Source organism: Winogradskyella forsetii (assembly GCF_013394595.1).
GTDB lineage: Bacteria > Bacteroidota > Bacteroidia > Flavobacteriales > Flavobacteriaceae > Winogradskyella > Winogradskyella forsetii.
Genome location: NZ_CP053348.1, coordinates 1,273,253 through 1,296,788 on the forward strand (window position 1 = coordinate 1,273,253; position 23,536 = coordinate 1,296,788).

Consider the following 23,536-nt stretch of genomic DNA (forward strand, 5'->3'; position numbering starts at 1 on the left):
ATGATGAAGAAGGGAACAAAAAAAATATTAGTGGCTAATGCTAGGTTAAATAAATTAGGCGGTTCGGAAACCTTCACATATACACTTATAGAAGAATTAAAAAGTAGGGCAGATGTCTTTGTCGAGTATTTTACTTTTGAAAAGGGAACAGTTTCTGATAAAATCGAAAATGAATTAGGTGTTTCATTTCAATCACTAAAATCATACGATTTAATTTTAGCAAATCATTACACCTGTGTTGCAGAATTGTACAAGTATGGATTTATTATTCAAACTTGCCACGGTATATATCCAGTTTTAGAGCAGCCTTTTTGTTTGGCGGACGCCTACGTTTCTATTTCCCAAGAAGTTAAAACGCATCTTTCAAAATTGGGTTACGCTACCACTTTGATTTATAATGGGATTAATACAAATAGATTTTACAGTAAAAAAACAATTCATAAAAAATTAAATACGGTACTTAGTTTGTGTCATTCAAAAGCGGCTAATAACCTTATAAAATCAATTTGTGAAGATTTAAATGTGGAATATCTCCAAGCATATAAATATAAAAATCCGGTGTGGAATATCGAAGATAAAATTAATGAGAGTGATTTGGTTGTAGGCTTGGGTAGAAGTGCCTATGAAGCCATGGCTTGTGGCAGACCAGTTGTGGTCTATGATAATAGACCTTATTTTGAATCTTGCGGCGATGGGTATATTAAAGATAAATTTGAATTAAGTTTGTTGAATAATTGTTCAGGTAGGTATTTTAAAACGTATTATGATAAAGAATCTTTAAAAAAAGAGTTTTTAAAATATAATAATGAAGACGGTGATTTTTTTAGAGAGGTAATATTAAAAGACTTTAATATTAAAAATGCAGTAAATCAATATATTGATTTATGGGATTCTACAATTCAGAATGATATAAACAAGAATAAGGGTTTTATTAAAAAAATGAATCGAGGTGTTGTGTCAAAATTTGCATTTTTCAATTTTTGGAAAAATCTCTCAAAAAAACATAAGAAAGAAATCATTTTAGACAAATATCCTGGATTATACGCATGGGGCAGAATTAAAAAGCGATTTCTGCAGTAAATTTAAATAGCTATTTTTTGGGTTTGGAATCATTAATTATATTAACCTTTCATAAGATTAATATGAAATAATAATGTCAATTTTAGCAGTATAAACTTAGAGAAACGCTATTTTAAAAAACATAAATAGATTGCAAAATCAACTAGCCATCATAATTCCATACTACAAGCGTACTTTTTTTGAAGATACGTTGTTGTCGTTGGAAAATCAAACCGATAAACGGTTCACGGTATATATTGGAAATGACGCTAGCCCAGAGGATTGTGAAGATTTAGTGTTGAAATATGGGGATGCTATAGACATTCAATATTTCCGCTTCGATTCTAACCTAGGAGGCACTAATCTAGTTGCCCAATGGAACCGTTGTTTGGCGATGGTAAAAGCCGAAAGTTGGATTCAAATTTTAGGTGATGACGATATAGTCTCTGATAATTTTGTAGCTGCTTTTTATAAATCCTTACAAAGTATAGAAACTAATAATTGCGATGTAATTAGGATATCCACTTACGTGATTGGAGCAGAGGGTAAACGCACTTCAAAACAATATACACATCCAGAATTGGAAACAGCAGCTGCTTTTTTTGAACGAAAGTTCAGTAAAAAAACAAGGAGTTCCTTAAGCGAACACATATTTAGGAAATCCGTAGTGGACCGCATCGGGTTTAGACAGTTTAGTTCGGCATGGCATACAGATGACATGGCTTTGTTTGAATTTTCTAATGCCAAGCCGGTATTTTCAATTAATGAGGCCTATGCATCCATTAGAGTTTCTGAAATAAACATTTCGGGAAACGCCCAACATCATGTCTCTAAAAATGAGGCTACATTTCAGTTTATGACAAGTATTTTTAATACTTATTCGGATCGGTTTTCAATAGCGCAAAAAAAATTATTACTGAAAAAATTAGAAATGGCTTATTATAATATCCCGTCTGTTGGGTATTGGTTTCAAGTTGTAAAACTTAATTTTAAAGAATTGGGACTTTCTGCTGGTTTTAACTTTATATATAGAAACTTCAAAAATAGGTCCGCAAGGGTGCTAAAAAAATTATATTTGTTTTAAACAAGTTCAAAGAACAACGAAAAAATATTTTGTCTTGCAATGAATAACTTTTTTCTGGTCATACCCACAAGAGAACGTCTCGAATGTTTATCTAATTTATTAAGGGATTTGAACGCCTTCAGTTCGTGTATCTCACAAGTGGTTATTGTAGACCAAAGTGAACCTCCAGTGACTGAGGCCCTTAATAAAATAGATTTAGATTACGAGTATAGAGTGGTTATAGGCGATAAAAACAAAAGTGTGAATCATTCTAGAAATTTGGCCTTAAATTATTATAAGGATGAGGAATGGTTGTTTTTTTTAGATGACGATTTACGAATCTCTAAACTAGCCTTTAAAAAGATCATTGAACATTTAGCACCTAATGTTATTGACGTTTTAATACCTGGTATTTTTGCCGATGATTTGGAAATTAAAACAGTAGAATATGATTCTATTTTGGATATGATTGCAAAACCAAAAAATTTTTCTAAGTCAAGGTTTCGTTTACAGGTAAGTTCTGGTTTGAATATTGTAAAAGCTCAAACATTTAAGGAGGCAGGATTTTATTTTGATGAAATGTATACGATTTGGGGTGACGATTGGGATTATGGTATGCGATTGTTACAAGCAGGAGCAATTATATATTATCAACCAGATATTTTAGTAGAGCATTTGCAAGTTGGTACAGGTGGTCAACGAGATAAATCTAAAACGTTAAATATAAAATTGGAAAAGAAAAAACTTTATTTTTATTTTATTAAAAAGCATTTTTCAAAAGCTGTTTTAAAGAAAGAGTTTTATGTGTCTGTTATTTATGGTTTTAAAGTACTGTTGAAGAGAGCTAATTATAATGATGTAACTAATACAATAAAGGCGTATCGTTACATTAAGCGAAAGAATTGATACAATAATATATGTGTCTCTTAGTGCTAATTTAGAAAATGATATTGCCAAATTTATAATATATATGTAAATAAGCTTTTCTAAATCTGATTTATTAAAGAAATGGAATATAATGAAATGAATGATCATAATCCCTATATTATCGCCGAAATAGCACAAGCACATGATGGTAGTTTAGGTATGGCTCATGCCTATATTGATGCAGTTGCCAAAACAGGATGCCATGCCATAAAGTTTCAAACACATATTGCCGAGGCAGAAAGTAGTGTCCATGAACCGTTTAGAGTGAAATTTTCCAAACAAGATGCCACCCGGTTAGAGTATTGGAGACGTATGGAGTTTTCCCTAAAACAGTGGAAAGAAATTAAAACACATTGCGATGACGTCGGTATTGAGTTTATGAGTTCGCCATTTAGTAATGCTGCTGTGGATTTATTAGAGGAGGTCGGTGTGCGACGCTACAAAGTAGGATCTGGAGAAGTTAATAACTTGGTGTTATTAGAAAAGATTGCACAAACAGGTAAACCAGTAATCATATCTTCTGGTATGAGTTCTTTTAAAGAATTGGATCAAACCATAGCATTTTTAAAAGATAGACAAGTTGATGTTTCCGTTTTGCAATGTACTACGGCATATCCCACAAAACCAGAAGAGTTTGGTCTAAATGTAATTTCAGAATTAAAAAATAGATATAATATTCCCGTTGGGTTTTCCGATCATTCATCTTCCGTAGAAGCTTGTATCGCAGCAGTTGCTTTAGGGGCTGAGATTTTGGAATTTCATGTGGTGTTCGATAAGGATATGTTTGGGCCCGATGCAAAGGCGTCTTTAGATTTTAAAGAGACAACCCAATTGGTAAAAGCAGCACGGAATATTGCAATATCAATTGAGAACCCCATTGATAAATCAGACAATACTAATTTTTCAGAATTAAAAAGTATATTTGAAAAATCGTTGGCTATTAATACCGACTTAAAGAAAGGTCATGTAATTTGTTTTTCAGACTTAGAAACAAAAAAACCAAAAGGATGTGGTATTGATGCCTCATTATTTCATGAAGTTATAGGTAAAAGTTTAAACAAAGATCTTTTGCAGTGGTCTTTTTTAAATAGAGAAGATTTGGTCTAAGGGAAGTGGTAATAGTCTTAATTGAAAATTTAAAAATGATTACATTATAATTATTAGATTATTAAACATGAATGATAAAAAATTTTGTATAGATAGTTATAAGTATTTTAGTGATAAAGAAGGGAATCAACATATTGCTTCGCTTTATGCCCTTGAAAAAATAATAGATATTGTTAATATTAATAAACCAAAACGGATACTTGAGATTGGTTTGGGAATTGGCAGCATTGCATATACAGTAATGAAATATACTGAGGTTTCTGCATTAAATATGACTTATGAGGGAACTGAAGCAAATGAGTTTTGTTTAAATGCCATAAAGGAAAATTTGGGTAAGTATTCTAAAGATATTAAGGTTTACCAAAGTTTAGATGAGTTAAAACCCAGTAAAAAATATGATTTGGTAATTATTGATGGATCGGATGATTCTTTAAAAAAGGTAAAAGATATTATTTCGGAACATGGTGTTATTTTTATAGAAGGATGTCGAGCTCTACAGTTAGAAACAATCAATAACCTTTTTCCTAAGCATAAATATGCAAGTTGCGTTGCAGACTATAAAAATCCTGATTTCGGACCATTCCCCTCCAAAAATTGGTCAGGTGGAGGGCAATTAATATATATAAACCCTAACCTCTTGCAAGCTAAGCATTACGTAAAAGAAAGAGTGAAAACTTCATTTACATATAAGTTTACAAGAAAATTCTATACTGAACGAAAAATAATTTAACCAAATAGCATCGACTTGTTACACACTATATTTATTTCAATTATTGAAGTATTTAAACCTATAACATTAGTAGTTAATTTTTAAAACCATTTATGTCTCATCGAAAAATAGCTGTAGTTATTACAGCTCGTCCTTCATATAGTCGTGTTAAAACAGTATTAAAAGCTATTCAGGATAACCCTAGTTTAGAACTTCAACTTATTGTGGCAGCATCTGCCTTGTTAGAACGTTATGGGTCAGCAGTGAACTATATTATTAATGATGGCTTCGAAATTGCGGCAAAAGTGTTTAATGTTTTGGAAGGTGAAAATTTAACCGCAGCGGCCAAAACAACAGGTATTGGTATTTTGGAATTATCCACTGTATTCGAAAATTTAAAGCCAGATATCGTAGTGACTGTTGCAGATCGATTTGAAACTATGGCAACAGCAATAGCAGCTTCCTATATGAATATCCCTTTGGCTCATATACAAGGAGGGGAAGTTACAGGAAACATTGATGAAAAAGTAAGACATGCCATTACAAAATTGGCGGATTATCATTTTGTTGCATCAGAGGACGCTCATAATCGTGTGCTAAAATTAGGGGAAGAGCCGAAAATGATTTTTAATACGGGCTGTCCTTCAATTGATATTGCGAAAGATATTGCCAATTCAGATAAGTTACCTTTTGATCCTTATAAAATTTACGGTGGTGTTGGTGCCTCTCCAGATTTGTCAAAGGGTTATGTTGTTGTTATGCAACATCCTGTAACTACGGAATACAAAGATTCTAGAAGGCATGTAGAAGAAACCTTAGCTGTGGTAAGCCAGTTAAACTTACCGGTTTTATGGTTTTGGCCTAACGTAGATGCAGGAGCCGATGGTACGTCTTCGGGAATCCGTTCTTATAGGGAACATCATGAGTTGAATCACGTCCATTTTTTTAAAAATATGAAAGGTGATGATTTTTTGAATCTTTTAAATCACGCGTCCTGTTTGGTTGGTAATTCTAGTGTAGGTATTAGGGAATGTGCTTACTTAGGTGTGCCTGTAGTTAATATTGGTACGAGACAAAATAGAAGAGAACGCGGTGAAAATGTAATTGATGTGCCTTATAAACGAGATGCAATATATAAAGCCATACAAAATCAAATTAAAATAAAAAAAACATCGAAGTCCTTAGTTTATGGAGATGGTAATGCGGGTGAGAAAATAGCAAACCATTTAAGGCAATTGCCTCTCAAATTTCATAAAACGATAGTCTATTAAATGAGGGTTTTAGGAATTATACCAGCTCGTGGAGGTTCTAAAGGTGTGCCTGGTAAAAACATTAAAATGTTGGGCGGTAAACCACTCTTACAATATACAAGTGAAGTGGCATTGCATTCAAAATACCTAAATAAGGTTGTATTAAGTTCTGATGATGATGCTATTATAGAAAAGGGGAAAGCGTTAGGATTAGAAGTGCCGTTCAAAAGACCACAGGATTTAGCAACGGACCAATCACCTACATTGCCCGTAATATTGCATGCATTGGATTTTTATGCTGCTCAAGAAGAATTCTTTGACGCCGTGTGTTTATTACAAGTAACATCTCCTTTTCGTAAACTTGAATTTTTGGAAAGTGCTATTCAAAAGTTTATTCAAAATAAAACAGATTCTTTAATTTCAGTATTGGAAGTACCACATGAGTATAATCCGCATTGGGTCTTTAAAGAGGATAAGGAGGGTGAGTTAAAAATCGCAACTGGTGATACAAATATTATTTCCCGAAGACAAGATTTGCCAAAATCTTTTCATAGAGATGGAAGTATATATTTAACCAAAACTGAGGTGCTTAGAGACGAGTCATCACTTTATGGTGATAGTATTTCTTTCATAGAATCTCCTAAAGATTTTCATGTTAATATAGATACTTTGGCTGATTGGAAAAAAGCAGAGAAACTAGTTACGTATTTCAACAAATAATTTGAACTTTGGGTAATTAACATATATCAATAATACTAACGGTTTGGAAAAAAAACAAAAAAAAATCCTATTAATAATACCAGACGGTGTAAGTCTAAGAAACTTTGTTTACACATCGTTTTATAAACAGGCACAAGCCATGGGTTTGGAATTTGTTTTTCTGAATTTAACCCCTTTACCTCTTACAGATCTAGGATTGAAAGAAGTGGTGCCGAACCAGATGAGACAGCATCCATTAACAGATAGCTATAAGAATGCTAAAAAGCGAGTGGAACTGAATCAATTTATTAAAAGATTTAATGATAAAGTATATCATAAATATTGGTTTCCGTTAAAAAATTCAGGATATAAAAGTGTTATAAAAAATAATATTACCAAGATATTAATTGGAATTTTCAATAGCGAAAAAGGGCTGTTAACCATTCGCAGACGTATTAAAAATTTAGAAAGTAAAACGGCTTATTATAAGTCTTGCTACGAAATTATTAAACAAGAGCAACCTGATCTTGTGTATTGTGCAAGTCAGCGTGCAGTTCTGGCTATTGCACCTATTCAAGCTGCAAAAGAGTTAGACATTCCAACCGTAGGTTTTGTGTTTTCATGGGATAATTTACCTAAATCTATGCTCGATGTAGAAACCGATTATTACCATGTTTGGTCGGAACACATGAAACAAGAGTTGCTGAGGTACTATCCATTTGTAAAAGAAATTCAAATTACGGTTACGGGAACACCGCAGTTTGAACCTCATTTTAATTCTGACTTGAAAGTTAGCAAAGCAGATTTTTATAACTACCATGGCTTAGATAAAAAAATCACCTATTTCTGTTTTAGTGGAGATGATATCACAACATCGCCTCAAGACCCTTTGTATTTAAGGGATGTTGCTTTGGCTATAGAAAATCTGAATAAGGATGGGTATCAACTGGGAATAATATTCAGGCGGTGTCCTGTGGATTTTTCGGATCGATTTGATGCAGTTTTAGAAGAATTTAAAAATAGTATTGTACCCGTTGCACCTTTATGGAAAGTTGTGGAAGATGGATGGAATGCCAAATTGCCAACTCCAGCAGATCAAAAGTTATTAGTTTCTTTAACAGAACACACAGCAGGCGTCATCAATTTAGGCTCGTCTATGGTATTCGATTATGTGTCACACCTAAAACCTTGTGGCTATATGAATTACCATTATACGGCGAATAATGTAGTTGAAAAAGGTGTCCATGTCTATGACTATGTTCATTTTAGATCAATGCCTAAGACCAATGCAGTTTACTGGTTAGACAGCCCGGAGCATATAAAGGATAGTTTACTAAACATGCTAGATACATCAACGAACGGAATAATTAAAAACGGAACACAGTGGTTTCAATATATAAATATGCATCCTGCAACTGAGGCGTCAAATCGTATTTTGCACAACATTTGTAGCTTGGTTGATAAATAAGATGTATGAAAATTGGTTTTATTACTCCAGAATATCCTCATCCTAAGATTAAGCAAGTTGCAGGTCTTGGGACAAGTATCGGGAATTTAATACAAGCTTTGGAAGCAAAAGGTCATACGATTTATGTTTTCGTTTATGGTCATAGTGAAGATGATTTTTTTGTAGAACGTAATATTCATTATTATTTAATTGGAGATATATCTTATACTTTTGGAAAATGGTATAGATATAGAAAGCATATTCAAAATGTCGTCCAGGATATTATTCGAAAAGAATCTTTACAGATTATAGAGGTGCCGGACTGGACCGGTATTTCAGCTTTTATGAAATTTTCAGTGCCAATGGTCATGAGATTTCATGGTAGCGATTGTTATTTTTGCCATTTAGAAGGGCGTCAACAGAAATGGAAAAATAAGTTATTTGAACATTTGGCAGTTAAAGGAGCAAATGCATATATCGCACCGACAACTTTCGCAGGCCAATTAACGAAGTCCTTATTTAAGATTTCAGATCAGAAAATTATTGAAACCATTTGCCATGGTTTACAAATAAACGAATTTAAGAATTTAGAACCTTCCATATTTGAGTCACGAACAATGCTCTATATGGGTACCATAGTCAGAAAAAAAGGAGTACTAGAGTTGTCCTCAATATTCAATTTAGTAAAAGTGCAGATTCCAGATGCTAGGTTGATTGTAATTGGTAGTGATGCATCGGATATTTCAACAGGAAGTTCTTCAACGTGGGAATTAATGAAGCAAGAAATTAAGGACAGTTACTTGAAAGATGTTGAATATATAGGGAGAATTCCCTATAACGAAGTGCAAACTTTCATTAAAAAAGCACATGCTTGTGTTTTTCCTACGTTTGCTGAGTCTTTTGGTATGGTCACAGTAGAGGCCATGGCTTTACAAAAGCCTGTTGTCAATAGTAATATTGGTTGGGCCCAAGAATTAATGGAGGATGGAAAAAGCGGTTTTTTAGTCGATCCGAAAGCACATCAAGTTTATGCAGACAAAATAATTACCTTGTTCCAAGATGAAAACTTATGTCAAAGAATAGGGAAGGAGGCAAGACGTTATGTTGAATTGCATTTTAATATGAAGAATCAGGCCGTTAAAAACATTGAGTTTTATAATAAAATACTTGAATTATGATTGTACTGCTTCATAATGAAAATAAAGTAATTCGAGTTTATAATACCGAAGGTTTAAATGCCATAGAGATATCAACACATTTATCTATTATTAGGGTGTTGTATGATTTAGCCGAAACATTTCCAAATAACGTTTTAGTATGGAGCCATATTTCCCATGAAAAAGCTATTAATTTTCATAAGATAGAAAATACTATTGTTCTGAAAAATGAAATGTGTTCGTTTTCTACTGTACCATACTTACCAGACGCCATAGGTTATGTAGATCAATCACCATTTATTAGTGTTAACAGAAAAGTAAAATATCCAACTTGGGTGATGAGTTCCCAAATAGGTGCTATACATGCTAGTCAGATGATTAAGTTTAAAACTATTGTTGAAGACAATGACTTTGGTTATGCTTTAAATTCAATTGCAAAATTAGGAATGCCAAGAGGATTATTTTGCTATTCTGAGCCAGGATTATTCATAAATGACACTAACATAATAAATCAGAGAGCATCAATAGGAACTTTATTCAAATTTGTCAAGCAACATTATAAAATACAGTGGATTTTCTTTTTGTTCCTAACTTATTTATGGTACGAAAAAAGGATTAAAATAATAGGGTTGATAATGTCTTTATTTTATTCACATCGCTATTTTCAGGAAGTTATTGAGCCTGTTCCCAATTCAAATGGGTCATTACAAATTGAGAAACCCTCTATGGATGTTGTTATCCCGACTATTGGTAGAAAGAAATTTTTATATGATGTATTACAAGATCTAAGGCATCAAACTGTTTTGCCAAATCGTGTTATTATCATTGAACAAAACCCTCTAGAAGATAGTAATTCTGAGTTGGACTATTTAACCACAGAAACTTGGCCTTTTATAATAGACCATACATTTACGCATCAGGCAGGTGCTTGTAATGCTCGAAATATTGCTATAAATAAAGTGACAAGTGATTGGTTGTTCTTTGCAGATGATGATATACGAATAGAAAAAGGATTTGTTGAATCGGTTTTTTACAACCTGAAAAAATATAACGCTAACGCCTGTGTTCTAAGTTGTTTATTGGAGGGACAAATACAAACCTACACAGAGTTTCATCAGACTTCTATATTCGGATCCGGTTGTTCAGTTGTAAAAACCAACTTTGCTAAAAAAGTAGATTTTGATGAAAAACTGGAATTTGGCTTTGGAGAAGATTATCTATATGGTTTGGAATTAAGAAATAATGGGGCAAATGTTGTATATTTTCCTAGTCCAGCAATAATTCATCTAAAAGCATCCATAGGTGGATTTCGAACAAAATATGTGCAGCCATGGGAAAATGAAAAAATACAACCAAAGCCATCTCCAACAATTATGTATGTCAATCTTAAATATAAAACTGTAACACAATTATTGGGTAGTAAAGCCTTATTATTCTTAAAAATGTTTGCGCGGACTGAGCTTTCTAAAAAGGTAACTTTATACAAACAGTTTAACTTGAGATGGAAGGCTTCTAAATCTTGGGCCAAAAAACTATAAGATATGTTAAATGTATATACATATACTTCATTTCTTACTCCGGAGCACAGAGGTCGAGTATTTCCTTTATTATTGGATCTTTGGTATAAAAAGGACACTAATATTGCAAGATATTATTCTATAACTGACCGCATAAAGGACGCAAATATTATAATTCTACCTCTGGAATATAATTATATAAAAGCTTTACAACCTCAATTAAAATTTAAGTTTTTACAGTTGGCACAAGCCTATAGCATACCTTTGTGGATATACACTGGTGGAGATTTTGGTTATTCGTTTAAAGAAAAGGAAATTTATAATTTCAGACTCGGAGGTTTTCATTCTAAAATGAATGATCAAACATTTATAATGCCTTCATTTATAGTGGATCCCTATCAGTTCGTTTTAAAACGTGAATTTAAGCCCAATACCAAATCTATCTTGCCTAAAATTGGTTTTGTTGGTCATGCCGATGGTGGGTTCTTAAAACTTATAAAAGAATATGTGGCTTATTTAAAAGTTAACGTCTTTGGAAGATTTATAAAGCAACAGCATATAGATTATCAATCATTTTATCCATCGAGTATAAAAAGAGCTCAAATTTTAAATAAATTAAACAATAACGAAAATCTTCATTCAAACTTTATATTCAGAAGTCAATACAGGGCAGGAATTCAAACAGAATCAGATAAAGCTCAGTCCACTATTGAGTTTTTTGAAAACATGGAAAAATCAGGTTATATATTTTGTTTACGTGGCGTAGGCAATTTTTCCGTACGCTTATATGAAACTCTGGCCATGGGAAGAATACCTGTATTAATAAATACGGATTGTAGGTTGCCAATGGATTGGAAAATTGATTGGCTTAAACATATAGTGCATATTGAAAGCTTTAAAATTAAGGATATAGAAACAAATATTGTAGATTTTCATAAGCGGTTAAGTATTTCGGAATTTGTTAACTTGCAATTCGAAAATAGAACCTTGTGGAAAAAACACATGAATAGGAATGCCTTTTTTATAGAAATATACAATGTGTTTAAAGAGCAATAAAATATGAAGTTTTCTTTAATTGTATGCACATATATGCGACCAATTGCGCTGATGGATTTATTAAAAACTGTGGAAACACAGGATTTGTATCCAAATGAGATTCTGATTATAGATGGCTCTTCTAATAATGAAACTAGGGATATGCTCGTTGTAAATGAATTTAAGAATCTCAGCTATTTTAAAGTCGATGACGAGGACAGAGGGCTAACCAAACAGCGCAATTATGGAATCTCTAAGGTGTCCGACAAAAGTGAGGTGGTTTGTTTTTTAGATGATGATATTACTTTAAGTACATCTTATTTCAAAAGCCTCATTGGAACTTATGAGCAAAAACCTGAAGCTTTAGGTGTTGGAGGTTATATTATTAAGGAAGTATGTTGGGAGAATTCAAATGTAGAGGCATCTTCAAATTATTTCTGCATTGATGGTTGGAAAAGAAAAGAACCAAGCAGGTTTAAAGCCCGAAAGGCATTGGGCTTACACCCAGATGTTTGGCCGGGCATATTACCGTCGTTTTCCCATATGCGAGCGATAAGTTTTTTACCGCCCTCAGGGAAAGTTTATCCGGTGGAACTATTTATGGGAGGCGTGGCTTCATATAAAAAATCAGTATTTCAATCCTTATCATTTTCAACCTATTTTGAAGGGTACGGACTTTATGAGGATGCAGATTTCTGTTTAAGATTATCTAAAATAGGGCAATTGTATGTAAATACTGCAGCAACATGCGAGCATCATCATGAGGCAGAGGGTCGTCCTAATATGTATAAATATGGTAAAATGGTCATTAGAAATGGATGGTATATTTGGCGCGTTAAATATAACAACCCTAAATTGAAAGCCAGATTAAAATGGCACCTAACAGCTTTTTTATTGATGAATTTGAATTTTATAGGAGGTATTAAATCTATGAATAAAAATTTTGAAATACAAGAAAGTTTTGGACGGGCAGTAGGATGGTGGAGCTTGCTATTTGATAAGCCGGAAATTAAACATCATGATTAGTAAATTTAAAAAAGACTTACGTAAATATAAGGAATACGGCAAATCCAATACTTTAGTTTTGTTGCTTACACAGCAGGGGCTTTGGGCTTTGTTTGTGTATCGTATGTCTAATTCTATATATGTTAGTCCAATGCCTCGTTTTCTTAAACGCTTACTATTGATACCATGCCTAATGGCTCAAAAATGGATAGAGATTCTCACAGGAATTTCGTTGCCTTATGCAGCCAGTATTGGTGAACGGTTTTATATTGGGCATTTTGGAGGCATTATTATAAACGCCAATGCCGTTATAGGAAATGATTGTAATATTTCCCAAGGTGTTACCATTGGTGTCAGTGGCATTGAACAAAAACGTGGTGTTCCTACCATAGGCAATAATGTTTATATTGGCGCAAATGCGGTTGTAGTCGGTAAAATTAATGTTGGTGATGGAGCTGTTATAGGAGCCAACTCATTAGTGACGAAAGATGTATTAAGCAACACAACAGTTTTGGGCGTTCCGGCAGTAAAAATAAATGAGCATAATTCAAAAGGGTATATATGAAGAATAAAACGAAAAATTTATTAATCATATCGTTAGCTCCAACCATATTGAAAGATGGGAAATATTGGTCGTATTCACCTTATGTTAATGAAATGGATGTTTGGTTTAAGTATGCTGATGAGCAGCGCATATTAGCACCATTTTCATATCCTGAAGATGTTTTAATCAAACCATTTAGTACAGCCACTATTGAGCGGTATTATATTCCTTTTTTTGCATTTAATTCTCTTTTTAATATTCTGAAAGCATTACTGTTTATGCCTTTTATTGTGTTTCAAATGATTAGAGCTATGGCTTGGGCAGACCATATTCATTTACGATGTCCTGCAAATGTGAGTTTAGTAGCTAGTTTTGTTCAAATATTATTTCCATGGAAAAATAAATCAACAAAATATGCGGGAAATTGGGATCCAAACAGTAATCAACCATGGACTTACCGTTTACAACAAGCCATCCTAAGAAATACGTTTTTAACGCAAAACATGAAAGTTTTAGTTTATGGCGATTGGCCAGGAGAAACTGCTAATGTATATCCTTTTATTTCTGCAACGTATTATGATTCGGAACGTGTTCCATTACATGCGAAAAATTATTCTAAAGAATTGGTGTTCGTATTTGCAGGTATGTTGGTGCCGGGAAAACGTCCACTGATGACAATTCAATTTATAGAGCAATTGAACAAACAAGGTATTTCATCACGTTTGGAGATGTTTGGTGATGGACCTTTAATGTCAGATATGAAAACCTACGTAGAAGAACATAGCTTAGGTAAACATATCATATTGAGAGGCAACCAAGATAAAACTATTGTGAAAGCAGCCTTGTTAGATTCACATTTTAATATTTTATTATCTAAGAGTGAAGGTTGGCCTAAAGCTGTAGCCGAAGGCATGTTTTTTGGCTGTATTCCAGTAGCAACTTCGGTATCCTGTGTGGGTTGGATGATGGGTCATGGTAGTCGCGGAATTATCGTTAAACCAAAATTGGAATCTGCAATTAATGAGTTTATTAAGGTTTTTAATTCCGCCGATTTAAACGAGATGGCAAGGTGCGCTATGGATTGGTCCCAAAAATATACGTTTAATCGTTTGGAAGGGGATATTAAAGATGTTTTAAACGGGACATTTGAGAGTAGAATATAAGCTATTCTCATAATTGAACTGAAATATTTCAAAAATCGTTGCCAATATTGATGTTATGAATTTTCCTGAATTAAATAGGTTTGAGTTAAATAGTATGAAGCCTTCTACTGAGTTTCTATTAGGACTTAGAAGGCGGCTTTTTTCAAAACCTAAAACTAAAGTATTTGTAATTGGCTTTCATAAAACAGGTACATCGTCAATGGGTAGGGCGTTACAATTATTAGGCTATCGCGTTTGTGGTAGTTTAAAAGAGGGCATAGATTTAGATAAGATTAAAATAGCACCGAAATCCTTTTTATTGAAAAATACACATGGTGTTTTAGAAACGTATGACGCTTTTCAAGATACGCCATGGTTTTTAATGTATAAAGAATTATATTATACATTTCCAAATGCTAAATTTATACTAACAATAAGAGATGAAGATCAGTGGATAAAAAGTGTTCAGAAGCATTTTGGTAAGAATTCATTTCAATATCACGATTACATTTATAAAAGTAACGATGCCTTTGCAAATGAAAAACATTACAGGGAAATCTACAACAAACATAATATTGCCTGTAAAGCATTTTTTTCCGAAAACAAAAAAAATCTTTTAGTCATAGATTTACAAAAGGATGTTAATAAATGGGAATTGATGTGTAACTATTTGAATGTGAAGCAACCTATTGTTAATTTTCCTTATGCTAATAAGGCTAATTACAGTTCTAAATGGTCTTCCAAATTAAAGAAGAAAATTAAAAAATTTTATTACAAAAAGTAATGCGTGTATTGCAATTGATAGATAGTTTGGAAGCTGGTGGAGCCGAACGCATGGCGGTGAACTTGGCCAATGCACTGCGAACAAAAATAGAAGCCTCGTATATATGTACGACTCGGGCAGAAGGTCTCTTAAAAAACGCATTGCATGATGAAGTTGGTTATTTATTTTTAAAGCGTACTAAGACTATAGACTTTTCGGCGTTAAAACGGTTGATTCGCTTTATTAAAAAGGAACAAATTACAGTGGTGCATGCTCACGCTTCTTCCTATTTTATGGGGACTTTATTAAAATTGGCATACCCTAAAGTGAATTTCGTTTGGCACGATCATTATGGCAATAGCGAATTTTTGGATCAACGACCAAAGCAGATTTTAAAATGGTGCTCAAGGACTTTTAAAGCTATTATTACAGTTAATGCAAAATTGGCGATTTGGGATAAACAACATTTAAACTGTAAAACAGTTGAATTTTTACCAAATTTTGTAGTCTCTAATGAAGCTAAACCTCAGACAAAACTCAACGGTAAGCAAGGCAAGCGTATATTGTGTTTGGCGAATTTACGTCCACAAAAGGATCATAACACATTATTGAAAGCTTTTAAAAAAATCAATGAACAGTTCCCGGATTGGACCTTGCATTGCGTAGGAAAGGATTTTGAGGATAGTTATTCCACAGAAATTAAAGTATTGGCTGAGGAATTAGAGTTGGAACAGAACGTATTTTTTTATGGGAGTTGTGAGGATACCCAACAGATAATCTCGCAAGTGGACATAGGCGTCTTATCCTCTAAATCCGAAGGTTTGCCATTAGCCTTATTAGAATATGGACAAGGTGGATTAGCAGTGGTGGCAACCAATGTAGGGGATTGTGATTTAGTGATCAGTGAAAAAGCTTATGGCTGTTTGGTTCCTGCAACCAATATAAATGCCTTGGCAAATGCAATAACTTCATATATTGAACATAATGCAATAAGAATGCAGACTGGAGTTGCTTTACAATCCATTGTTGCAAGTTCCTTTTCAGAAGAGGCTAGTGTAAAGCGCATATTAGCAATATATGCTTAAATTTGCATTTTAAGAATGACCAGAACTCAAACCCATAAAAAGCGCTATCATTTTACTAATGACCTGTACGTCGCTTTGGTATTGCTTCATCTACTTATAGGTGTGGGGATTTATTCCATTCCTCAATTTTCTAAGCTTTATTTTACTATAGTTTCTATATTTTTCATAGGCAAGGTATTGTTGTCTTCGAAGGCCTCAAAAACAATGTGGGTATTATTTGGCTGTGCGTATATGGCGGCTGCCGAGTCGTTATTTAGGATGACAGGTGGTGGCTTGTTCTATGAATTTTCTAAATATTACATCATTTTATTGGTGCTTATAGGAATGTTTTTTACAGGAGTATCAGGTAAGAGTTACCCATATTTTATCTATCTTATTTTATTGGTGCCTTCAGTATTGGTAGCTTCTACTACCTTAGGCTATGATTTAAACTTTAGAAAATCCGTTGCTTTTGTATTGAGCGGTCCTGTTTGTTTGGGTGCTTCAGCCTTATACTGTTATAGTAAAAAAATAACACAGGAACAATTATTACAGATATTGGCTTACATGACTTTTCCAGTACTTACCATGATGGTGTATCTGTTTTTGTATAACCCGAGTGTAAGACAGGTACTGCAAGGTACAGGTTCAAATTTTGAAGCTTCAGGAGGCTATGGACCTAATCAGGTTGCAACTTTATTAGGTTTGGGCATGGTCGCTTTAATAGTGCGCTATTTTTTGAAGTCGCCAACATTATTTTTAAAAGTCTTTAACTTAGTATTATTAGGCTTAGTAACTTTTAGGGGTTTGGTTACCTTTAGTCGAGGTGGTATATTTACTGCTATAATAATGATTTTTGGATTTTTGGTAGTACTTTATGGTACCTCAAAATATAAAAGGCGCCAACAAATTATAGGTTCAGTTTTTATATTAGCTATTGGTGTTGTGATTACTTGGTCAATAACGGCCAACCAAACGGATGGTTTAATTGAAAATCGTTACGCTAATCAAGATGCAACAGGAAGAGAAAAATCCGATCTTTCTACAGGTAGGGTAGATTTATTCATGAATGAAATCGAAGGTTTTTTAAGACATCCCTTTTTTGGCGTTGGTGCAAACGGTATGAAACAAGTGCGACTGGAAGAAGAAGGGAAAATAATTGCATCTCATAATGAAGTAAGCCGATTGTTTTCGGAACATGGTATTTTTGGTGTTATCATTCTGATATTACTTATTTTTACACCACTGGTGTATAGAAGCAAGCATAAAGGGAATTTATTGTTTTATTCGTTTCTGATTTTTTGGTTTGCAACCATTAATCACTCAGCCATGCGTATCGCTGCTCCTGGATTTATTTATGGTTTGGCTTTATTAAATGTAACTCATGAAAAAAAACGTCTTATATATAGGAAACGCACTATCCAACAATAGAAATACGTTAACTACTATTGAAACGTTAGGTAAGCATTTCAACGAAATTCATTCCGTAAAAATTGCATCAAAAAAATCGAATTAAATGTTACGTTTATTGGATATGTGCAAGCTAGTCCTAATCAATAAGTCTAAAACAGATTTTGTTCTCATTGATACCTACAGTACTGTAAATTTCTACTATGCCTTAATAATTAGTCAATTATGCCGATTTCTAAATCTTAAATATATTCTAATTTTCCGTGGCGGAAATCTTGCAAACCGTTTAAAGGATAGTCCAAGATCCAGTGCTTTAATATTTAAAAATGCTTATAAATTAGTTGTACCTTCAAACTTTCTGAAATCGATCTTTGAATCTTATGGGTTAAAAACATTGTATATATTCCAAATAATATAAAAATTGCCAATTATGAATTTCGCCGAAGAGACATTGATACCATAAAGCTATTTTGGCTAAGATCTTTTTCTTCCATTTACAACTCAGAAATGGCCATTTTAGTTTTAGAAAAATTAATAGAAAGAAATTATGATGCTGAACTCACCATGGTTGGACCTGATTCAGATGGCTCATTGATAAAAGTTAAGACCTTAGCCGAATCAAAACAGTTAAAAATACATTTTACAGGAAAATTAGCGAAGTCAGAATGGTTAGAACTTTCTAAAAACTCCAATGTTTTTATCAATACTACTAATTTAGATAATACACCACTTAGCGTTATTGAAGCTATGGCACTCGGTTTGCCAGTGGTATCAACCAATGTCGGTGGTTTGCCATATTTAATTTCGGATCATAGAGATGGACTATTGGTTGAACCAGAAAATGTTAATGCCATGGTAGATGCTATTATTGAGTTAAATTCAGACGAAAACCTTAGAAGTAATTTAGTTAATAATGCACGTTCTAAAGTTGAAAATTATGATTGGAATATCGTAAAACACAAATGGGAAACCCTTTTGTCTTAGATAAATTATAAAAATCGTTTCATCTTATTATCTTTACGACATAGTTTTCCCACACAATGGCTAAAAAAAAAGGCATTCATTTCGAAGTTTCCGAACGCAAGATCTTACTTAGATTAGTAGATTTAGGGATGGTGTTTCTTGGCGTGTATTTTTTGAGCCTTTTTTTTGACTTTGAATATATTGTTGTTAGTGCAGATAATAGTGTGGCTTTAATTTTATTGGGAATTTATGTTTCTATCTTTGCAACCATTTTTGAACTGTACGACTTACAAAAAGCGAGTAGGCTAGATAGTACCTTTCAAAATATTATAATAACGGCTTCTACGGTTGTTTTATTTTATTTATTAACACCAGTACTCTCTCCTTTTTTACCTGAAGATCGAATTCAAATTTTATATTTTTATTTAACGGTGATTGTCTCTATACTTTTATGGAGAGTGGCATATATCAATTTAATTGAGTCGCCACGATTTTATAAGCGTGTACTTTTAGTTGGTGAGGTATCTAATATTGATGGTTTGATAAAGGCTTTGGATACATCAGATCCTAATTATAAAATTATAGGTTTTATTAATAGCGAAATTTCGACACCTGACTCTGTGAAATTTAAAGGTTTAAAAGAATTTGAAGCCAGTGATTTTTTACAAACTATTGATAGAGAAAGAATTTCAGAGATTCTAGTCGCTAGTTTTAATACGGAAGCTATAACGGCTGAAGTTTATCACGATCTAATGTTGTTACTAGAGCGTGGATTTAAAATAAGGGACTACACACAAGTTTATGAAGAAATGCTTCAAAAAGTTCCTATTCAGTTTGTAGGTAAGGATTTCTATAAATATTTTCCCTTTAGTCGTAGTAACGAAAATAAACTCTATATTTTTTTACATCGCGCCTTCGATGTCATTTTCTCGTTAATAGGGTTGATATTGGGATTAATAATTATGCCGCTTATTTTAATAGGAAATGTAATTGGAAATAAAGGTCCTCTGTTTTATACGCAAGAACGTGTTGGTAAAAACAATGAGAGTTTCAATATTATTAAACTAAGAACCATGGTGATAAATGCCGAAGAGGAAGGCGTAAAGTGGGCAAAAAAAAACGATACCAGAGTTACAGCATTTGGTAAGTTATTAAGACGTTCACGATTAGACGAGATTCCACAGTTTTACAATGTTTTGAAAGGCGATATGAGCATCATTGGACCAAGACCAGAGCGGCCATTTTTTGTGAATGAACTTTCACGTATCATTCCTTTCTACCAAACGCGTCATATTATAAAACCAGGCTTAACGGGTTGGGCACAAGTAAGTACCAGATATGGAGCTTCTATTGATGATAGTCTCACAAAACTTCAATACGATCTCTACTATATAAAACACAGAAGTGTGTTTTTGGACTTTAGTATCGCAGTGAAAACCCTCAGTACCATTCTATACTATAGAGGTCAGTAATTTGAATTCTTATTAAAGAATTGTACCAAATAAATATACCTGATCATTAAAGCCATAAGTATAGGAATTAATCCAATAGCAAATACTTGAACGCCAATAAGCCAATGTAAGGTCATTAGACAGAGTATTATAATCAGAAACTTCAAATAACCCTTAAACCAGTTCTTTATTTGAGATTTCAACAATTGTCCAATCACAAGTAGATTTAAAGGGAAAGCCCACAACAAATTATAATTTTGGGCTGTTGCAGAATGATCAGTTGCAAACCATAGTAAAAGAATAAGAATACCAATAACACCTGTAATTCCAAATATTATAATATCTAGCCATTTACTTCTCGTGTTATTTCTATAATCCTTATAGGTTAAAAACAAAATCCCAAGGCCTATTAATCCCATAATCATTAATGGACTAAATAGAAAATTAGAAGACGAATCAGCTTCTTTTTTTTGATAAATCGTCGTCGATTTTTTAATTAAATTTTCAGTACCATTTAACTTTGCATTTTTAAACAAAGTATGAATATATTGTGGTAAAAACATATGCTCCCAAAGAGAGGCTTTTTTGTCAATGACACTTCCCAAAGCAATATCAATACCAAAACTGCCCCAAGTATTTAAGCCAACATGGTCATGAATAAGGGTTCTAAACGTTTTAGGTTCAAAATTTTCAGGTGCATTGAATTCAATCTTCCGATCTGTTATTTTAAGTGTGACATCCCTAATTCGTGTTGCACAATTATCATAGAAAAAATCATATAAATAACGTCTGTTCTCTGGTTTGTAATTGTTCTCTAAAAAGTCGAACAATTTTTGTTTTTCCGCACTGGTAAGGTTTAAAACCTGCTCATTTATTGTTCGGTTGTAGTAGGTGTAATGATTTTTAAAATCGGAAAAATCATTTCTGCTTATCAGATAGTTTAGTTTCCCTTGTGCAAATTTTAAATAGAAATTTGGTGCATCAAAATCATAGGCGCCGTAACCATAAACCACATCTATCCCTTGCTTACTGTCTTTTATCCTGAATCCATTATGACCAAAGGCATCATTCAGAGATTCCCCAGGGCCAATGGTTAATACGGATATTTCAGAATTTGGAGAAAGTTGAATTTGTTGTGCAAAAGGAGAACCTAAGACAAAAAAGAATAATAAAAAAAATAGTAAATATTTCTTCATAATTTGTGATTATCGAAAAACGCTAAAATCTATCTTTAAAGAAAACACGTTTGAATACAAAGCCGCACTCTGGTCGCCAATATCAGTAAAGGCATAGTCAATATGAATGCCCTTGTACTTAAAACCGACACCAAAATTAGGTTGAAAAGACACTTGCTCGGAATCGTCAACCTGTATTTCATTCTGGAAATTACCAACGCCTGCTCTTAAAAACACCAGACCTGTATAACCAAACTCAAAACCCAAGGCAGGATTGATACTCGCAAAAGAGGTTGAAATAATATCGTTATTTTCAGCAAATCTCATGTTCAAGTTAAAAGCCGCTAACAAAGTATAATCATAATGAAAAATCCATTTTTTGGACATTCCTAACTGTAACTTCGGAATTGTTATTTCTGTGGTTTCTGGTAATTCCTGGTTTTCCCCTTCAATTGCACCACTGATTTGTTCAAATTTTTCTTCGTCTATGGACCAGGCATTATAAGTCGTCGTAATGTCCCTAGCCATAATGCCAAATTTCCAATCATTTTTACTCTCAAACTGAATACCTGCATCCAAGCCAAAGCCCCATGATGAGGCAAAATCACCAATAATCCGACGTATTATTTTAGCATTGACACCAAAGTTTAAGCCATCTAGTGGTAATTTTTTGGCATATGAAAATGTGAGTCCGTAATCTGCTGTGGAAAATGTGCTTATTCTATCGTAATTAATGTTACCTTGATCATCTATTAATTGTGTGGTGTCCAAAATATCATCGACACCAAATCTAATCAACGAAATTCCCAATGCACTTTTAGAATCCAGAGGCATAGCATAAGCGATATAGTTATAGTTAGCAATATTCGCAAAATAACTGGAGTGCATCAAGGCCAATTGGTTGTCTTCAAGATGTACCAATCCTGCTGGGTTCCAATACCCAGAATTAACATCATCAGTTTGAGACACAACAGCGTTACTCATACCTAATGCAGCAGCATCAACGCCAATATTCATAAATTCGTTTGAATATTTACGCGCAGTTTGTGCCGAAGCAAGAAATGTGGTAAGTGTTAAGAGAATTACATAGTAACTTTTCAACAGCAATATTTTTTTACAAAGATGCGCATTATTTTTCTAAATAGCATATACGTCTTTAACTGTTAAAAGGCGTTCTTATTGTTTTCAATGCATACAATTTCAAAAAATAAATCTAATAAGACGCAATTACTTTTATATTTTTACAAAAATTAACTTTATGGGTTTAAAACGACACATTCCGAATATAGTAACACTACTGAATTTGTTTTCAGGCTGTATAGCCCTAATATTTGCAGTCTATGGCAACTTTGTTGCAGCGGCTTTATTTGTTTTTCTAGGTATATTTTTTGATTTTTTTGACGGTCTTTTGGCAAGAAAATTAAATGTGCAAAGTCCTTTGGGTATTCAGCTAGATTCTCTTGCAGATCTGGTAACGAGTGGTGTAGTCCCAGGAGTGATCATGTTTAAGCTTATTTCATTGGCGATTGATGCACCAGATTTTGGCGCTTACACGGATAGTTGGAACTCTATGTTTCATTGGCAAGGCTTTAAAATGTCTGTTTTGCCGTTAATTGGTTTGTTAATAGCGTTAGCTTCGGCATATCGCTTGGCCAAATTCAACCTAGACGAAGATCAGCAAACCTATTTCAAGGGGTTGCCAGTACCAGCAAATACTTTGGTGATATTGTCCTTACCTCTAATTTTAGAATATCAGAATAGCGATGTAATGAATTCTATAATTATCAATAAATGGTTTTTAATTGGTATCACACTTTTAAGTTGTTATTTATTGAATTCCAACATTAAGTTATTTGCATTAAAATTTAAAAATTACGGTTTTAAGGATAATTCAGTACGATATGTTTTCCTCATTTTGAGTGTAGTGCTCTTAATTGTGCTTCATTTTGCTGCGATACCTTTAATTATTGCTTTGTACATAATTCTATCTTTATTGACAAAGTCTAAAATAGCTTAACCCATCATTCAATTCATAGAACAAACAATTTT

22 protein-coding genes are annotated in these 23,536 nt (G+C 33.3%); 20 read left to right on the forward strand and 2 right to left on the reverse strand.

Features of this window, described 5'->3' with window-relative positions:
• The 19 genes from HM987_RS05400 to HM987_RS05490 all read left to right on the forward strand — a co-directional run bounded on the left by HM987_RS05400 (nt 1) and on the right by HM987_RS05490 (nt 20,333).
• Nucleotides 1-1,080, forward strand: a complete 1,080-nt coding sequence (locus HM987_RS05400; RefSeq protein ID WP_179005937.1) for a glycosyltransferase — start codon at nt 1-3, stop codon at nt 1,078-1,080.
• A 130-nt stretch (nt 1,081-1,210) separates the two neighbouring features.
• Entirely contained in the window at nt 1,211-2,143 is a 933-nt protein-coding gene (locus HM987_RS05405; RefSeq protein WP_179005939.1) for a glycosyltransferase family 2 protein, read from the forward strand.
• 39 nt (nt 2,144-2,182) lie between these two features.
• Nucleotides 2,183-3,028, forward strand: coding sequence for a glycosyltransferase family 2 protein (locus HM987_RS05410; protein WP_179005941.1), 846 nt, complete (start codon nt 2,183-2,185; stop codon nt 3,026-3,028).
• A gap of 102 nt (nt 3,029-3,130) precedes the next feature.
• A complete protein-coding gene (locus HM987_RS05415) occupies nt 3,131-4,156 on the forward strand; it encodes an N-acetylneuraminate synthase family protein (protein ID WP_229724613.1) in 1,026 nt (341 codons plus the stop codon).
• A gap of 67 nt (nt 4,157-4,223) precedes the next feature.
• On the forward strand, nt 4,224-4,886 hold the full coding sequence (locus HM987_RS05420; RefSeq protein ID WP_179005943.1) for an O-methyltransferase: 663 nt from the start codon (nt 4,224-4,226) through the stop codon (nt 4,884-4,886).
• Nucleotides 4,887-4,978: 92 nt separating this feature from the next.
• Complete coding sequence (gene neuC / locus HM987_RS05425) at nt 4,979-6,136, forward strand: UDP-N-acetylglucosamine 2-epimerase (protein ID WP_179005945.1); 1,158 nt, start codon at nt 4,979-4,981, stop codon at nt 6,134-6,136.
• Nucleotides 6,137-6,835, forward strand: a complete 699-nt coding sequence (locus HM987_RS05430) for an acylneuraminate cytidylyltransferase family protein (protein ID WP_179005947.1) — start codon at nt 6,137-6,139, stop codon at nt 6,833-6,835.
• 43 nt (nt 6,836-6,878) lie between these two features.
• Nucleotides 6,879-8,282: a UDP-glycosyltransferase gene (locus tag HM987_RS05435; RefSeq protein ID WP_179005949.1), complete on the forward strand. Its 1,404-nt coding sequence runs from the start codon at nt 6,879-6,881 to the stop codon at nt 8,280-8,282.
• 5 nt (nt 8,283-8,287) lie between these two features.
• Nucleotides 8,288-9,439: a glycosyltransferase family 4 protein gene (locus HM987_RS05440; RefSeq protein ID WP_179005951.1), complete on the forward strand. Its 1,152-nt coding sequence runs from the start codon at nt 8,288-8,290 to the stop codon at nt 9,437-9,439.
• Nucleotides 9,436-10,956, forward strand: coding sequence for a glycosyltransferase family 2 protein (locus tag HM987_RS05445; protein WP_179005953.1), 1,521 nt, complete (start codon nt 9,436-9,438; stop codon nt 10,954-10,956). Before HM987_RS05440 ends, HM987_RS05445 begins: the two co-directional genes overlap by 4 nt.
• A gap of 3 nt (nt 10,957-10,959) precedes the next feature.
• Nucleotides 10,960-11,991 (forward strand): glycosyltransferase family 47 protein, encoded by a 1,032-nt coding sequence (locus HM987_RS05450; protein WP_179005956.1) that lies wholly within the window; start codon nt 10,960-10,962, stop codon nt 11,989-11,991.
• A gap of 3 nt (nt 11,992-11,994) precedes the next feature.
• On the forward strand, nt 11,995-12,996 hold the full coding sequence (locus HM987_RS05455; RefSeq protein ID WP_179005958.1) for a glycosyltransferase family 2 protein: 1,002 nt from the start codon (nt 11,995-11,997) through the stop codon (nt 12,994-12,996).
• Nucleotides 12,989-13,540, forward strand: a complete 552-nt coding sequence (locus HM987_RS05460; protein WP_179005960.1) for a serine O-acetyltransferase — start codon at nt 12,989-12,991, stop codon at nt 13,538-13,540. The genes HM987_RS05455 and HM987_RS05460 overlap by 8 nt, the downstream gene beginning before the upstream one ends.
• Nucleotides 13,537-14,682 carry a glycosyltransferase family 4 protein gene (locus HM987_RS05465; protein ID WP_179005962.1) on the forward strand — a complete coding sequence of 382 codons (1,146 nt, stop codon included), beginning with the start codon at nt 13,537-13,539 and terminating at the stop codon, nt 14,680-14,682. The genes HM987_RS05460 and HM987_RS05465 overlap by 4 nt, the downstream gene beginning before the upstream one ends.
• Before the next feature lie 94 nt (nt 14,683-14,776).
• The gene (locus HM987_RS05470) at nt 14,777-15,445 is read left to right on the forward strand and encodes a sulfotransferase family protein (RefSeq protein ID WP_179005964.1); all 669 of its coding nucleotides are present in this window, start codon (nt 14,777-14,779) and stop codon (nt 15,443-15,445) included.
• Entirely contained in the window at nt 15,445-16,509 is a 1,065-nt protein-coding gene (locus HM987_RS05475; protein WP_179005967.1) for a glycosyltransferase, read from the forward strand. Before HM987_RS05470 ends, HM987_RS05475 begins: the two co-directional genes overlap by 1 nt.
• Before the next feature lie 15 nt (nt 16,510-16,524).
• Complete coding sequence (locus tag HM987_RS05480) at nt 16,525-17,919, forward strand: O-antigen ligase family protein (RefSeq protein WP_179005969.1); 1,395 nt, start codon at nt 16,525-16,527, stop codon at nt 17,917-17,919.
• A gap of 486 nt (nt 17,920-18,405) precedes the next feature.
• The gene (locus HM987_RS19505; protein WP_229724615.1) at nt 18,406-18,882 is read left to right on the forward strand and encodes a glycosyltransferase family 4 protein; all 477 of its coding nucleotides are present in this window, start codon (nt 18,406-18,408) and stop codon (nt 18,880-18,882) included.
• Between the two features lie 56 nt (nt 18,883-18,938).
• Nucleotides 18,939-20,333, forward strand: coding sequence for an exopolysaccharide biosynthesis polyprenyl glycosylphosphotransferase (locus HM987_RS05490; RefSeq protein WP_179005980.1), 1,395 nt, complete (start codon nt 18,939-18,941; stop codon nt 20,331-20,333).
• On the opposite strand, the gene HM987_RS05495 is transcribed toward HM987_RS05490, so the two are convergent.
• Nucleotides 20,327-21,508, reverse strand: coding sequence for a lipoprotein N-acyltransferase Lnb domain-containing protein (locus HM987_RS05495; RefSeq protein ID WP_179005983.1), 1,182 nt, complete (start codon nt 21,506-21,508; stop codon nt 20,327-20,329). The genes HM987_RS05490 and HM987_RS05495 overlap by 7 nt on opposite strands.
• A 9-nt stretch (nt 21,509-21,517) precedes the next feature.
• Nucleotides 21,518-22,588, reverse strand: coding sequence for a putative type IX sorting system protein PorV2 (locus HM987_RS05500; protein WP_179005985.1), 1,071 nt, complete (start codon nt 22,586-22,588; stop codon nt 21,518-21,520).
• A gap of 157 nt (nt 22,589-22,745) precedes the next feature.
• On the opposite strand from HM987_RS05500, the gene HM987_RS05505 reads away from it, so the two are divergent.
• Complete coding sequence (locus HM987_RS05505) at nt 22,746-23,504, forward strand: CDP-alcohol phosphatidyltransferase family protein (RefSeq protein WP_179005987.1); 759 nt, start codon at nt 22,746-22,748, stop codon at nt 23,502-23,504.
• Nucleotides 23,505-23,536: the final 32 nt, after the last annotated feature.